The organism is Butyrivibrio sp. VCD2006 (genome assembly GCF_000423925.1).
In the GTDB taxonomy this organism is placed as follows: domain Bacteria; phylum Bacillota; class Clostridia; order Lachnospirales; family Lachnospiraceae; genus Butyrivibrio.
This window is the reverse complement of record NZ_AUIX01000024.1, coordinates 1-14,331: the sequence shown is the minus strand read 5'-3', so window position 1 is coordinate 14,331 and position 14,331 is coordinate 1. Positions and strand designations below refer to the sequence as shown.

Genomic DNA, 14,331 nt, shown 5'->3' with positions numbered 1-14,331 from the left:
AACGTATATAATTATATTATATACACTTGATTTTGGATAAATAAACCTGAGGGATTTTGTCAGGTCTTGACGGGGGTTGTTTTGACTGCACTTCAACTACTGAGATTATACATATTTCCGAAAACTGTATATGTAAGCGAAGACAGAAATCTCTCAGTAGTCGACAGAATTGAAAATGGTGAACCTGTTAGGATCTTTTACCATGGAAGAACCAGAGAATCAGGCGTATACCTGGATAAACAAAAACGAAAACACCCGCTATTTAAATACATGGTGATGCTTAAGGATATCTGCAGAAAATATGACGGATTAAATCACGGCCTTATGATTGGCGGTGGCGGCCTGGTTTTTACAGATATATTCCTTGGAATCAACAGGTCAAACACCATGACTGCGGTTGAAATGGACTATAGATGCATTGACATAGCAAAGAAATATTTTGGCATTTCGGAAAACGACAGACTAAGCATCAAATGTATGCCCGGAGAAAAATACATATCAAATACAGCGAAACAGAATATGGGAGCTGCAGATAAGGAGAAGATTTTTTACGATTTTGTCCTATATGATGCATATGTTGGTGACAAAATCGCTGGGGCTTTGATAACTGAAGATATGCTAAAAATGGTTAGAACCATTATGTCACCGGATGGAATTCTTGCGATAAATGTAATAAACGATCCTGATGGCAAGGTCCGGATGCAGACATATTTAACTGAAGCATTTTTAAAAGGAATATTCAGATATACCAGCCTGACCCGATGCGCAAATGGCGGAAACAGCATACTGCTGGCGTCGGACAGAAAACTTTGAAAGGTGGGTTACGGATTTTGATCCCGCTGATGCTCCGATGATCAAAGAAGCTTTAGAGAGTACTACATTCATCTTAAGCTCTGAGATCGCAACCTATTTTCTTGTGGAAAAACTGCGTGTTCTCAGCTCAAATGATATGCTAACAGGAGTCAGAAACCGCAACGAAATGAATAATGTGGTGGACCGCTATGCCCAGGGAGCAGCGATAGTTGATGAGCCTTTAGGCATAGTTTTCGCTGATCTCAACGGCCCTAAGACAATAAACGACTTAGAGGGGCACAGTGCCGGTGACGCTCTTCTTAAGAGAGCAGCTCTTGTGCTATCCGAGGTCTTTGATCCGAAGTACATATACCGCGCCGGAGGCGATGAGTTCTCAATTATCATCCCCGGAGCTACCAAGGAAATCGTTGATAAAAAAATCGAGGAAACAAGGGAAGTTTCCAAGAATTATGAAGGTGTATCCTTAGCTCTTGGCGGAAGTATCGCTAAAAAGCAGACTGATATTCATCAAGCTCTCCGCGAAGCGGATAAGGTGATGTATGAAGATAAACGCAAATACTATGAGGAACACCCTGAAAAAGAGAGCCGCTCGCTAAGGGATGATTACCATTTGCCCAAAACGGAAAAATAAAAGCATATTTTTTTCCATAAATATCATTTATTTGAAGACAGTTTCTATTTAGAATCGTTATATAAAGTAGAACTACAGGAAAACATATTTCTGGTTTTCATTTTTCACAGATAAGCGTATGAAAAAAAGGAGAGTGTCATGAAAGGCAAAAAGTTATTCAAATCAAACAACAGAAAGATATGTGGTGTATGCGGAGGTGTTGCTGAGTACTTCGGAATCGATCCCCTTATTGTGAGACTCATTTGGGGAATTCTCGCATTCGCATGGGGCACCAGCATTTTAGTATATATCATTCTTGCATTTATCATGGATAGCAGACCTGATTATATTGAAGGCGGCACATATGCTTCCAATGACGGCTCAAACTACATTGAGCACAGAGACTATGTGAACGCTGAGCCCGTTGGCTTTAGAATAAACAACGGCGTTAAAGAAGAAATCTACAAATAATTATAGATTTAATCCACCCACTGGGGGATAAATACCGTCCCCCTACATAACCACTCCTGGCATCGGAATTAAGAAATTAGTTCCGATGTTTTTTTATCGCAAAAAATGAGTAAGTCCAAGCGACAGATTTCTGCTACAATAGGATTTGTTGCATTTAACAGAAGGAAATAAAAAAATGGTTATGCTAAAACAGATGATAATCCTTTTTATCCTTATGGGTGTCGGGATTATCTGTAGAAAAACTAAAATCATGAATGATGCGGTGAGCAAGGGCATGTCCGCAATAGTAGTAAACATTGCAAGCCCTGCATTCATTCTCTCAGCCGGTATCAATCAGGAGGAGACCATCGCTCCAAATATGCTCGTTGCCAACATAGCAGTAACGGTTGTTATCTATGCATGGCTGATATTTCTTGCGATTTTACTGCCAAAGCTTCTGAAAGTAGAAGAGGAGCATGTAGGAACCTATCGCATTATGACGATATTTTCAAACATCGGATTCATGGGCTTCCCCATTGTCCTGGCATCCTACGGTGAGACAGGTCTTATGTATGCTGCCATGTTCCAGTTCCCGTACAATCTGCTCATTTACACCTACGGTGTAAGCGTTATGCAAAAGAGCAGCGGCGCTGGTAAGGAGAATGTGAAGTTCCAGTGGTCCAAGATATTTAATGTCGGTGTTATTGCGGTATTTTTATCAGTTCTGCTATTTATCCTGAAAATACGCGTGCCTTCTTCAATTGAGAGTGTTGTAGATACAATAGCAGGCCTCACTGTTCCGCTAAGTATGATGGTTATTGGTTATTCACTAAGCGGCATGAAGCTTGGGAAGCTATTTTCAGATAAGAGACTTATGGTATTTTCACTGATAAAGCTGATCATAATCCCTCTGATCTCAATTCTTGTACTGCATTTCTTCATAACAGATCCGATTCTCCTGGGAGTCTGCTTCATCATGGTCGCAACGCCGGTAGGCAGCATGACTGCCATGTTCGCAGAGGCCTACGATGGGGATAAGGAGACAGCGTCCATGGGAGTTGCGCTTACAACGCTTTTGTCAGTAATCACAATTCCTTTGTGCAATCTCTATGTTCAGAGCTTACTGTAGTAAGCGCCTTTGACATTTGCTATTACTATATAGAAACAGGAAGTAGCGTAACACATGAAACTCTTTGTAAAAGACAAACAATTCTACAAAATGCTCGTGGCATTTGCGCTCCCGATAGCGCTTCAGCAGCTGATCACCGTCGGTGTGAACATGGCTGACAACATAATGCTGGGGCAGCTTGGCGAGGCTCCCATGAGCGGAGCAACTCTTGCCAACAATTTCATCACAATATTCCAGATAATGTGCATGGGTCTTGGTATGGGTGCCAGCGTCCTCGTAAGCCGCTTTTTTGGTATGAAGGACAGACTCAGCATGAAAAAGTCAGTAATCATCATGATGAGGCTTCTCCTCATAGTTGCAACCGGCTTTTCAGTGGCAACTGCTCTTTTCCCCGCAGGAATCATGAGCATGTTCACATCAGAAGAGGAGGTTATCCGCCAGGGTACAGGCTATCTTCTGATTTCAATTCCCTGTTATTATTTGAACGGCTTTGCAGTGACTTCAAGTCTTATGCTTCGCAGCGTAGGAAAAGCGAACATTCCGCTTGTTTCAAGCTGCTGTTCGTTCTTCATAAATATCTTCTTTAACTGGGTATTCATCTTTGGAAAATTAGGTGCTCCGGCCATGGGCGTAAATGGAGCGGCTCTTGGAACTCTTATAGCGAGAGTAGTGGAATTCACTATTATCGTGGGCTTTTTGTTCTTTGTTGATACAAATATCGGCCTTCGCCTTAAGGATATCACGATCTCTGTTAAGGATCTTATTCCCGAGTATATAAGGATTTCTATCCCTGTTCTCATTTCCGACACGCTGCTGGGACTTGGAAACAGCGCAGTAGCAATAGTAATGGGACATATCGGCGCAAGCTTTGTAGCAGCCAACTCAATCACAACCGTGGTAATGTCTCTTGCAACAGTAGTTATCCAGGGTATCTGCCAGGCAAGCTGCACCATCACAGGTATTACCCTTGGAAAGGGCGAAGTGGAAAAGGCCCAGAATCAGGGCTATACCTTTGCCGCACTTGGCTTTATTATTGGTGGAATCGGCTGTGTTTTGATCCTGGCGATATCGGATGTTATTGTAGGAGCCTACAAGATAGAGCCTGAGACAGCAGTACTTGCTAAGGATCTTATGCATGCTGTTGCCGTAGTAATCTGGTTCCAGGCGGCAAACAGTATTCTTACAAAGGGAACTCTTCGCGGCGGCGGTGACACCAGATTCCTGATGGTGGCAGACATCATATTCCTGTGGATATGCAGTATTCCTCTGGGTGCTCTCGCAGGTCTTGTCTTCAAATGGCCCGGATTCTGGATTTACATAATGCTCAGAATTGACCAGTTTATTAAGTGCATCGTCTGTGTGATCCGTCTTAGAAGCGGGAAGTGGATTAAGAAGATAAAGTAGTTTTTTCTCTGATTTTATATGCCCCTATAGCACAAAACAGCGAGATTACAAAGAATCCGGCCACAATCTCCATCGCCACATTAAGTCCGAAATTATCACCAAGGAATCCGGTAAGGGCTGTAAAAATCACGCCTCCAACACCGGTTGCAGTAGTGATCATGCCCGTTGCCGTAGCGGTTTTTCTTCCTGCAAGAGGAATCATGGTGTTAAGGACGCAGGGGTAGATAGCTCCGCTTGCCAGTCCAAGGGGAATGCAGAGCAGCAAAACAAGAATGCTGCTGTTTGTATGGGCCAAAATTACAGTGATAACCGGAATTGATACAATCGCTGTTATCAGTATGGTTTTGGCCTTTTTTGAGAAATAGCCCGAAAATACTCTGGCCGGAATCATGACAGCCCAGTACAGGGAAAGTGCATATTTTCCGAGTTCTGAACCAAGTTCATCCTTAAAAAGGGTGTCCACGAAAAACGTAAATCCATTTTCAAAACCCACGTAGATACACATGATAACGCATAGAAACAGAATACCTATCAGTACGAAATCCTTCTTGGAGCCGGCTTTTCCGTCATTCGGGCCATCGCCAACGATGATTTCACGCATTTTATCGCCGGATCTTGTTATTCCTGCAAAAGAAATGACACTTCCTGTGGCAAGAAGAGCGAACAAGGTGCGCCATGACAAGCCGTTTGCAAGATAGAAGCTGACTATGAGCGGTGCAACCAGGGCTCCCAGCGCATACATAGATGTTATGTATCCGATTTTCCGACTGCCACTTACGGGGTATGAGTCAGCAAGCGTTGCGATTGAAATGAACTGAAGTGCGCTTGTAGTAAGGCCTAAAAAGAAAACACCCGTTACGAAAATAATGTCCGCATTTGTGAGAAGAATAATGGTTGCTGCCGCAAACTGCAATCCAAGAAGAATCATGATGCTCTTGGTTTTACTTGTGCGGTCGGCCCAGCTTCCTAAAATCAGCGGTGCCAGCATCGTTGCGAACAGCTCAACCGATGCAAACAGTCCCATAGACGTGACTGACAGATCATAATACTGGCCGATGTGCCAGAGACTGGCCTGATATCCGCCTGCCTCAAAGCCATTAATAAACACTATAAGGAAGAGGACCATCCATAAAATATCAGTCCTTTCCCCGGCTTTATCCATAGTTTTTGTCCAAGCAGTTTTTCCCATAATATGTGCCTCCTCTCTACCATGGTAGCCCCGCAAATTCAGGCCGGTCAATGTACTGCATATGAAAAAAGTATTAAAACAAAAAGAAGGAGGGGGTATCGATTAGCTGAACAATAATGAACTATTTGCCGCCAAGACGATATTTTGCTATAATCGTTCATCGAGGGGACAACTGCAGAATTGCAGGATGAAAAAAGTCAAAGGGGAAATTAAATGAAAAAACATTTGGGGAATCTTTTAGTCCTTATCACATCACTTATGTGTGTGATAGTCTTATTTGGATGCTTATCCATCAATTCCAATGCGCAAGCCGGTGTAGTTCCGGCATCAGATCTGAGATTAAGCGGTGACAAAATTCATTTCAAGGCAGGCTCAGCAGGAACATATGTTACGATGATAACTGCTACTGACGCAAACGGAATCGTTCATTCCATGCGTCCCTTGGATTTTCAAGTGTGTGCGGCAAATCAGGAAGTTGACGTTGAAAACGACCATATAAAGTACGATTATCTGGGATACATAACACTATATGTTATGGTCAATATTCATGAGTCAATGTATCTTGGTAACGATCTTTCCGATTATTTAACTAATCCTGATTGGACGGTAGCTGCTGTTTCAATAGCTGTGAACGAAAAAATGCCTATGCCTGAGAAGGTGCAGGTCACAAAGCGTAATATAAACGGAGAGATTTCTTACAGGATAGCTTCATCAACATCGTGTGTGTATGAATATGGTCCTGCTGATGCAAATGGCGGCGGTGATTTTAGGGGCCCCGGTTGGATTTGCGTGCCGGAATCTTCTTTTACCTTTTTTGAGACAACAACATTATATGTAAGAACCAAGACTACTGATCTGGGTAGGTATGCGAATTCTGATCCTTATGTATTCGATATAAGAAATGCTCCGGCAGAATACCCTATAACTATACAAAAGGTTGATGGCGGAACAGGTGAAGCTCATATAGACGGAGCCGCAAACTGCCGGTTTGACGGAGCAGTTCCGGGTTCAAATATCACTCTCGTTGCTGAGCCTTATAGTGGTTATCGCTTCAATGGATGGCAGGTTGTATCCGGAGGAGTCACTATTCAGAATAACAAATTTACCATGGGAAGTACTCCTGTTGTAATAAAGCCTGTTTTTGAGGCTACTCCGTACTATCATGTAAAATTTGATCCTAATGGTGGAACCGGGTTGATGCGCGACATAAAGGTAAGAAAATATGACAGCTTTGAGCTTCCAAGCTGCACTTATAGGGGTCCTGAGGGAAAAGTATTTGCAGGCTGGGATAAAGGTCTGCCTGGAACTGTAGTCACAATTACAGGAGACATAACGCTTAAGGCTCTTTGGGAGGATATAGTGTGGCCTGAAGATCCGGAGCCTACTGATCCAACGGATCCCACGACGCCAACAGCCCCCACAGATCCTGCAACTCCGACGGATCCCACAACGCCGGCAGATCCCACGACACCAACGGATCCCACGACACCAACGGATCCCGGCGAGCCTTCAACACCAGGTACGCCTGCTGATCAGCCCGGAACTGAGACACCTGCTGTCAACGGCAATGACCTTGTGGTACCCGTAAATTCAAGTACGGCCGAACGTATAGATCCAAGCCTGAAGGCCACCAAAATTACTAAGCTTAAGGCAAAAAAGAAGAGTATTAGCATCAAATGGAAAAAGCAGGCTGGCGGTACAAATGGGTATGAAATCCAGTACAGCACCGATAAACAGTTCCAAAAGGATGTAAAATCCATAACGGTTGGCAAAGCAAAAACTAACTCGCAGAAGATTAAAAAGCTTAAATCAAATACAAAATACTATTTCAGAATCCGCACATTTAAGCAGTCCGGTTCTGACAAGGTCTTTTCAAAATGGAGTAAGACCAGGAAAATCAAAACCAAATAAAGCAATAATCCAAAAGGCGGCAGAATATGCCGCCTTTTTTCATTGTATGTAATAGTCTTCTGCGATATTTAATAACAAGTGATTATTAACTATCATTTGTTATAGCATCTTCTTCAATTCATCGTAAACAAACTGAACCTTGGGACCTACTATAACCTGTACTGTTGTCTTGGAAGGCCTTACAACTCCGGCGATTCCGGCCTTCTTTATTGTCTTCTCATCAACCTTCGTATAATCGATAATTTCTGTACGGATTCTGGTTGCACAGTAATCGAGTTCCTTTATGTTCTCTTTTCCTCCAAGACCTTCAAATACAAGCTTTGCGATTGCCGTGAAATCATCATTTGCGAGCTGGATATCGTTCTCGCCCTCGTCCTCATCCTCGAAACGTCCGGGTGTTTTCAGATCGAACTTCAGGATCACGAAGCGGAATACAACGTAGTAAATCCCGGAGAATACTAAGCCTATAGGGATGAGCAGGAGAGGATTAACAGCCATCGGAGCCTTGAAGCTGAGCACCCAGTCTACAAGACCTGCGGAGAAGTTAAAGCCAAGCCTAAGCGGCAATACTGCGCAGACAATGGCAGAAATACCGGCGAGAATGGCATGTACCAGATAAAGTCCCGGCGCAATAAACATAAACGCAAACTCAAGGGGCTCTGTTATACCTGTGAAAAATGATGCGAGAGCACCTGCCATGAGGAGCGATGCTGCCGTCTTTTTCTTGGAATCCTTAGCAGTGTGATACATTGCAAGAGCGCCTGCAGGAAGTCCGAACATCATAACCGGGAAAAATCCTGTCATATACTGACCTGTAACACCCTTTACGGCACCTTCCGCACCTGACCAGAAAAGTCCCAGATCGTTGATTCCTGCTGTATCGAACCAGAATACTGCATTCAGAGCATGGTGAAGTCCCAAAGGAATGAGTGCTCTGTTAAGCATTACATAGATGCCGGCACCAACAGGGCCAAGTCCCATGATAGTTTTTCCGAATAAAACAAGCGCACCGTAAATGATGGGCCAAACAAAGTAGAGGATTACGGATGCAACAACAGATGCACATGCCGTAACTATAGCAACGCATCTCTTTCCGCTGAAGAACGCAAGCCAGTCCGGAAGCTTCGTATCCCTGAATCTGTTGTAGCAGGATGATCCGATAACACCTGACAGGATACCGATGAACGCGTTACTTATCTTGCCAAAGGCCGCATTGACTTCAGAAGGGTCAATGCCCTTGTACATAGCAACAGCGTTGGTACTAAGGAGCGTTGTGATCATTAGAAATGAAACAAGACCGGAAAGAGCACTGGTTCCATCGTGATCCTTAGCCATGCCCACAGCAACACCTATTGCGAACAAAATAGGGATCTGATCGATGATGGCTGACGCAGCCTTGATCAAAAAGGCCGCCAGGATATTATTGGCTCCCCAGCCCGTGGGGTCGATCCAATACCCGATGCCATAGAGAATACCTGCCGCAGGAAGAACCGCAACAGGAAGCATTAGAGATTTACCGATTTTCTGCAAATACTTCATCATACAACTTTTCCTCCTTATAATATGAAATTGTCATAGCAACATCACTTACTTAAAAGAATAACTGTATCCCCGGCGGCAACTGTGCCGGACATCTTCTCAAATTTAGAAAATTTGCTGTGATTTGAAATAACAACCGGTGTGATAACCTCGTAGCCGGCGTTCTTTACGCCTTCAAGGTCCACCTCAACGATGAGATCTCCCTTTTTAACATCCGTTCCCTGTGTGGCATGAATCGTGAAAAATTCGCCCTTGAGGTTCACGGTATCGATTCCTATGTGCACCAAAAGCTCAGCGCCGTCCACAGTATTTATGCAATAGGCATGCCCTGTAGGAAAAAGCGATATCAGCGCGCCGTCAGCAGGAGAGTAGTATTTTCCGTCCGTTGGCATAATAGCCACGCCTTTTCCCACCATTTCCTCAGAAAAGGTCGGATCATTAACCTCTGATATCGGCACGATTTCTCCGTTTACAGGAGACGCAATCTCAATTTTATTACCCTGGAAAAGTTTGTCGAATAACCCCATTTTGAAGCCCCCTTGCTCAAGAAAATGTCAACGATTTAACATAATTTCATTATATCATATAGCGTCATATTTACACATTCCCCTATTAAATATAAACTTAGAATAATGAGCCTGGGGGACGAAGTTAACAGGTCAAAATAAAAATGGACACTAACCCCGTCCCGTGGGGACAACACAACAAAAAGGAGATTCTTTAATCACATGATATCGCTAGTTATAGGACTGATTTTATTTAAACTGCTGGTCCTGGCATCGGCAGATTTTGAAGGGAATTTTTGGACTTATTTCAGAATCAGGACAAGTCCCCATGATGTGTTAATTGAAAAAATCCGCCCAAAGGAAGTTTATGGTAATCAGGCTTTTCATATCTTGGGGATGACTGTTCTTAGCGTATCGGTATTATTTGGACTTGCTATTTTTCTTAGAGAAGATATAGTTCAAAGCGCAGCAGAATCCATACCTATTGTAGATTTCGTTGTCACTGGCATGGGTACACTGAATGAAAAAGGCGGTACGGATTTCGTAAAGCTCGGAAGTGCTGCTTTTAACGGAACTCTTACTGCTTTTATCGTTGGATGGATAGAAAGCTTAATATTCGAAACTGAGGATCATAAAAGGGGAAGAATTTCATTTTCCATAGGCTACGCGGCACTTACGATACTTATTTCAATGGGCATCGGTAAAATCCTGGAAATCATCGCTTTCCAGGATATATTAGGTGATTTGTTTTATTCAAAGCTTGTGCCTGTTATGATGCTGGCAATGTTCTTCGTTTACTTTTTCGCTACTGTTTTTTCCTTTGCTTATATGGAAAGCTACTTGGTCCTTTCAATACTGCTTATTTTGATGCCGTCAAAGTTCATGAGCTTCATCCTTGACGATATTTTATTCCCGAACGCGACCATGGAGGATGTAGAGAGAATCATTGAAACCGTTAAGAATCTTCCGGGATGGGCAAAAATACTGGCTGCGCTGATTTTGATCGCCTTGGGATATATGATTCAGATGGTCATGGACATGATACTTGGCTCAGTTTTATCATCGCGCAACAGGAGCGCAGGTACAGTCAGAATTAATTCCGGAAAAAAGCCTGTTATCAGAATAGCTCTGTATACCATGATTCTCATTGGAGTAATTCTGCTCAATCTGTCAACCGGCGCACTCTTAACTTATGGAGGCGATACTGCCGGACTCGAATTTATGCTCCGCGGAATGGCAGTAGTAGTAGGGTTAATCCTTCTTCGCTTAGCTGTTCTTGTTTGGGGACCGAATTGATAAAAAAGTGTAAAACAGACCTTTATCCGTGTAAGGAGAGGTCTGTTTTTTTTGTGTGATAAATTGTATTCGGGAGTAGTAGGTTTTTATTTGAATCCGATAATCAGAGTATTTCTCTATTTTTTTATTGACTAAACTAATACTCAAACGGATTTTATAAGGTGGTTTGGCCATCAGATAGGAGTGAGTGATGAACAGAAAACTGATTAACTGGATTGGCCTTACAGGGCTTGCTGCACTTATATCTTATGCAGCTGCAGCGTATTTTTGCAGAAGTGCATTTCCGGGATATAACTGGATGGCGTCTGCTGTAAGCGACCTTTCGGCAGAGACAGCACCTTCAAGGCAGCTTTGGGACAAGCTTTCTGCTGTATACTCTGCGGGAAGCGTGGTATGTGCCACATGTGTGGCTATATACGTTTCAGAAAAACAGATCTCAACCGGAATGTTCCGCGTGGGGATATATTTGTTCACTATTATGAACTGGATATCGAAAATTGGATATTCGATGTTTGCTCTTGATGATGCCGGTAAGCAGATATCTTCATTTCAGGAAGTTATGCATATGATCGTTACCGCATTTGTGGTGATCTTTTCAATAGTTTCGCTTGTTCTGCTGATAATAGCAGGCTTCAGGAATAAAGAAGTAAGAGGCATCGGAATCTGGGCAGCAATATTCTTTGCTATGATGCTGCTTGGACCTATAGGCATGCAGGCATTTCCACCTCAGTATTTCGGTATTGCTGAGAGATTCAGCATATATTCCGCGATAGGGTTTAATGCTGTTCTTGGAGTGTATCTTTTCAATGGATTTGAAAATCAAGAAAAGGTCTGTTTTTTCATGTGATAAATTATAATTAGGAGTAATAGACATGTGCTGTTTTCATCTTTTTATAAATGGAGATATAGAAAAATGTTTGAATTGCGACAGATAGGACTAAAGGAAAAAGAACCAATCAAAGCACTTTTCCAAAGCGTTTTCATGAGTGATCCGTGGAATGATGACTGGTCTGACGAGCAGCAGCTTGATCTTTACATTATTGATCTTATCGGGCAGAGCAATTCGCTTACTTATGGCCTCTATGAAGGCGACGATCTCATCGGAATTTCTCTGGGATTCACCAAGCACTGGTTTTCCGGCACAGAGTACATAATAGATGAATTTTGCATAAAAATGGAGAAACAGGGTACAGGCGCAGGTTCCTTTTTTATGGCTGAGATCGAGAAGGCAATAAAGGAAAAAGGCCTGATTCACATCTTTTTACAGACCGATTCTGAAGTCCCTGCTTACAGTTTTTATAAGAAAAATGGCTTTGTAGAGTTAAAAACTCATGTATCATTTTCAAAGGACTTGAAGAATACATGAAAATTTATGGGGAAACCGGGTATTGAGTGATGGATATAGACATTTACTCGAAATAGATGAAAGGACAACACATCAATGATGACAAGATATGAAGATTTGGAAGAATTTATTTCGGTACACACAACAGTTACTCAGGAAAAGCTAGATGGAGAGAAGGTTTTCAGGGTCATAAAAAAGGAAAAAATCATGCAGTTCGATGAGAATACCTTTGTCAAACTGAGAAATATAGATTTCCATAATGGTATCATCAGGGTAAAAATGTTGAGCAGGCTTCTTCCTGACGCTCCGGATTTCGCCAGAGGATTCATAGGAATCGTTTTTAGGGTAAATCAGGATAATAGCGAGTTCGAATCTTTTTATATAAGGCCAACTAATGGGACGACAAATGATCCTGTGCGTAAGGCACATGGATGTCAGTACTTTTCTTATCCGGGATATACTTTTGCTTATTTTAGAGAATTTGGAATCACTAATTATGAAGCGCCGATTCATAATGGATTAAATGAGTGGGTACAGCTGACAGCCATTATTCATGATGAAAAAGCTCAGTTTTATTTGAATGAAGAAAAAGATCCTGTACTTGTGGTTCATTTTATGAAACATGGTAAAGATGCACACGGATCTATAGGATTCTTTTCTGAAATCGGAACAGAGGCTTTCTTTAAAGATTTTGAAGTAGAATATAATGACTGACAGATTCGAGTTTTTGAAATTACAATGTTATTGAATACACGGTCAAGATACATCAAAAAATATATAAATTTCCTTTATACTTGTAGATGTTTTATATTTCTTCATCCGTCTTATATAATCATCCGGTTCATTCTCCCGCATATGTTGTATCAAAAGATACTCAGTTGAATCTATTGAGCCATACTTATAAGCAAACAAAAGAACATCAAAAAAGTCTCTCGAATAATTACAGTCCTTATTTTTCATTAATACCACAAGGCACTGGAACAACACAGAACTTTCTATCTTTCTTATTCAGCCGCTGCACGTGATGTGTGGCGGTTATTTTTCTCTAAGGCAGCATGGATGCTGACGTTATACAGCTTCGTTATATAGCTTCCGTTACCATTCACAGATAAATGGAAGTGAAGAATGAAGCTCACATCAGTGGGCTTTATTTTTATTGTTGAACCGGTTAGAATCTTTGTATTAAGCAAATCGCGGTTTATAAAGGGGGATTATTGTTTGACTTTGTGGATAATTGCCACGCTATGTGCTTTTTTTATAAAGGGACTTTGTGGTTTTGCAAATACACTAGTCTTTACATCTATTTTAGGATTTGGAGTGGCAAACGTTAATATATCTCCAGTGGAATTATTACTTGGATACCCGACAAATCTAATATTGACTTGGAATAATCGTAAAAAACTTGATAAAAAAGTCTATATTCCTTTAGCATTGTTGGTTCTAGGTGGTAGTATCCCTGGGGCAATACTTTTAAAGAGTGTTGATGTTAAATATTTAAAAGTGTTTTTTGGAATCGTTGTTATTCTTATTGCTGTTGAAATATTTTTTAGAGAATATCAATGTACAAATGCAAAGGATTCAAATATTATATTGTGCATCATTGGCGTACTATCTGGCATCTTATGTGGATTGTTTGGGATAGGAGCGTTGCTTGCTGCCTATGTTGGGCGAGTGACTACTACAACGGATGAATTTAAAGCCAATATAAGCGCGGTTTTTATTGTTGAAAATACAGTAAGAATTTTTACATATTATTTGCTTGGAGTATTTACGCTTGATTCATTGAAACAAGCAGCAACCCTTATTCCGTTCATGATTATTGGATTGTTTGCTGGAATGGAGAGTTCAAAAGTCTTGGATGAAAGAATTGTAAAAAAGATTGTTATAGTTCTTTTGGTAATATCAGGTTTATTTTTAGTTGGAATGAATTTGTAGTGTTAAAAGACATTGACTACTTCAAGTTTGTTGAAAAGAAAGCACTATTTCTAGGCGGAGTTATGCTCCGCCTAATAGTTCTTCTACAGTATATGGTTCTCCAGAAGTCAGTCTTAAGAGGGCAGTGAATTCATTAACACCATTTCTAGCGCAGGTTTCAAGATATGTCCTGATATCTGCAAAATATGATGCGTATTCAATGCT

Annotated in this window: 14 protein-coding genes; 11 read left to right on the top strand and 3 right to left on the bottom strand. The window is 41.7% G+C overall.

Annotation, left to right across the window (positions count from 1 at the left end):
- Nucleotides 1-81: 81 nt before the first annotated feature.
- From G586_RS0110245 to G586_RS0110225, 5 genes are all read left to right on the top strand, one after another.
- On the top strand, nucleotides 82-813 hold the full coding sequence (locus tag G586_RS0110245; protein WP_026527695.1) for a spermidine synthase: 732 nt from the start codon (nucleotides 82-84) through the stop codon (nucleotides 811-813).
- The gene (locus G586_RS22535; protein WP_051204709.1) at nucleotides 770-1,444 is read left to right on the top strand and encodes a GGDEF domain-containing protein; all 675 of its coding nucleotides are present in this window, start codon (nucleotides 770-772) and stop codon (nucleotides 1,442-1,444) included. Before G586_RS0110245 ends, G586_RS22535 begins: the two co-directional genes overlap by 44 nt.
- A 138-nt stretch (nucleotides 1,445-1,582) precedes the next feature.
- On the top strand, nucleotides 1,583-1,894 hold the full coding sequence (locus tag G586_RS27620) for a PspC domain-containing protein (RefSeq protein ID WP_081674317.1): 312 nt from the start codon (nucleotides 1,583-1,585) through the stop codon (nucleotides 1,892-1,894).
- A 175-nt stretch (nucleotides 1,895-2,069) separates the two neighbouring features.
- The gene (locus G586_RS0110230) at nucleotides 2,070-3,002 is read left to right on the top strand and encodes an AEC family transporter (RefSeq protein ID WP_026527694.1); all 933 of its coding nucleotides are present in this window, start codon (nucleotides 2,070-2,072) and stop codon (nucleotides 3,000-3,002) included.
- Between the two features lie 54 nt (nucleotides 3,003-3,056).
- Nucleotides 3,057-4,406: an MATE family efflux transporter gene (locus tag G586_RS0110225; RefSeq protein WP_026527693.1), complete on the top strand. Its 1,350-nt coding sequence runs from the start codon at nucleotides 3,057-3,059 to the stop codon at nucleotides 4,404-4,406.
- Here G586_RS0110225 and G586_RS0110220 read toward each other — a convergent pair.
- The gene (locus G586_RS0110220; RefSeq protein ID WP_026527692.1) at nucleotides 4,390-5,595 is read right to left on the bottom strand and encodes an MFS transporter; all 1,206 of its coding nucleotides are present in this window, start codon (nucleotides 5,593-5,595) and stop codon (nucleotides 4,390-4,392) included. The two genes, G586_RS0110225 and G586_RS0110220, sit on opposite strands and share 17 nt — an antisense overlap.
- A 213-nt stretch (nucleotides 5,596-5,808) precedes the next feature.
- On the opposite strand from G586_RS0110220, the gene G586_RS26965 reads away from it, so the two are divergent.
- Nucleotides 5,809-7,506 carry an InlB B-repeat-containing protein gene (locus G586_RS26965; protein ID WP_026527691.1) on the top strand — a complete coding sequence of 566 codons (1,698 nt, stop codon included), beginning with the start codon at nucleotides 5,809-5,811 and terminating at the stop codon, nucleotides 7,504-7,506.
- 99 nt (nucleotides 7,507-7,605) lie between these two features.
- Here the strand turns inward: G586_RS26965 and nagE are convergent, their stop codons facing one another.
- Entirely contained in the window at nucleotides 7,606-9,048 is a 1,443-nt protein-coding gene (nagE, locus tag G586_RS0110210) for an N-acetylglucosamine-specific PTS transporter subunit IIBC (RefSeq protein ID WP_026527690.1), read from the bottom strand.
- A 41-nt stretch (nucleotides 9,049-9,089) separates the two neighbouring features.
- A complete protein-coding gene (locus G586_RS0110205; RefSeq protein WP_026527689.1) occupies nucleotides 9,090-9,572 on the bottom strand; it encodes a PTS sugar transporter subunit IIA in 483 nt (160 codons plus the stop codon).
- A gap of 201 nt (nucleotides 9,573-9,773) precedes the next feature.
- Here G586_RS0110205 and G586_RS0110200 point away from each other — a divergent pair, with 201 nt between their 5' ends.
- From G586_RS0110200 to G586_RS0110175, 5 genes are all read left to right on the top strand, one after another.
- Complete coding sequence (locus G586_RS0110200) at nucleotides 9,774-10,847, top strand: hypothetical protein (protein ID WP_026527688.1); 1,074 nt, start codon at nucleotides 9,774-9,776, stop codon at nucleotides 10,845-10,847.
- A gap of 190 nt (nucleotides 10,848-11,037) precedes the next feature.
- Complete coding sequence (locus tag G586_RS25605; protein WP_026527687.1) at nucleotides 11,038-11,694, top strand: DUF998 domain-containing protein; 657 nt, start codon at nucleotides 11,038-11,040, stop codon at nucleotides 11,692-11,694.
- A gap of 66 nt (nucleotides 11,695-11,760) precedes the next feature.
- Nucleotides 11,761-12,213, top strand: coding sequence for a GNAT family N-acetyltransferase (locus tag G586_RS0110190; RefSeq protein WP_035773012.1), 453 nt, complete (start codon nucleotides 11,761-11,763; stop codon nucleotides 12,211-12,213).
- 75 nt (nucleotides 12,214-12,288) lie between these two features.
- Nucleotides 12,289-12,906 carry a hypothetical protein gene (locus G586_RS0110185; RefSeq protein ID WP_035773010.1) on the top strand — a complete coding sequence of 206 codons (618 nt, stop codon included), beginning with the start codon at nucleotides 12,289-12,291 and terminating at the stop codon, nucleotides 12,904-12,906.
- A 411-nt stretch (nucleotides 12,907-13,317) separates the two neighbouring features.
- Nucleotides 13,318-14,127, top strand: coding sequence for a sulfite exporter TauE/SafE family protein (locus tag G586_RS0110175; protein WP_081674316.1), 810 nt, complete (start codon nucleotides 13,318-13,320; stop codon nucleotides 14,125-14,127).
- Nucleotides 14,128-14,331 lie beyond the last annotated feature (204 nt).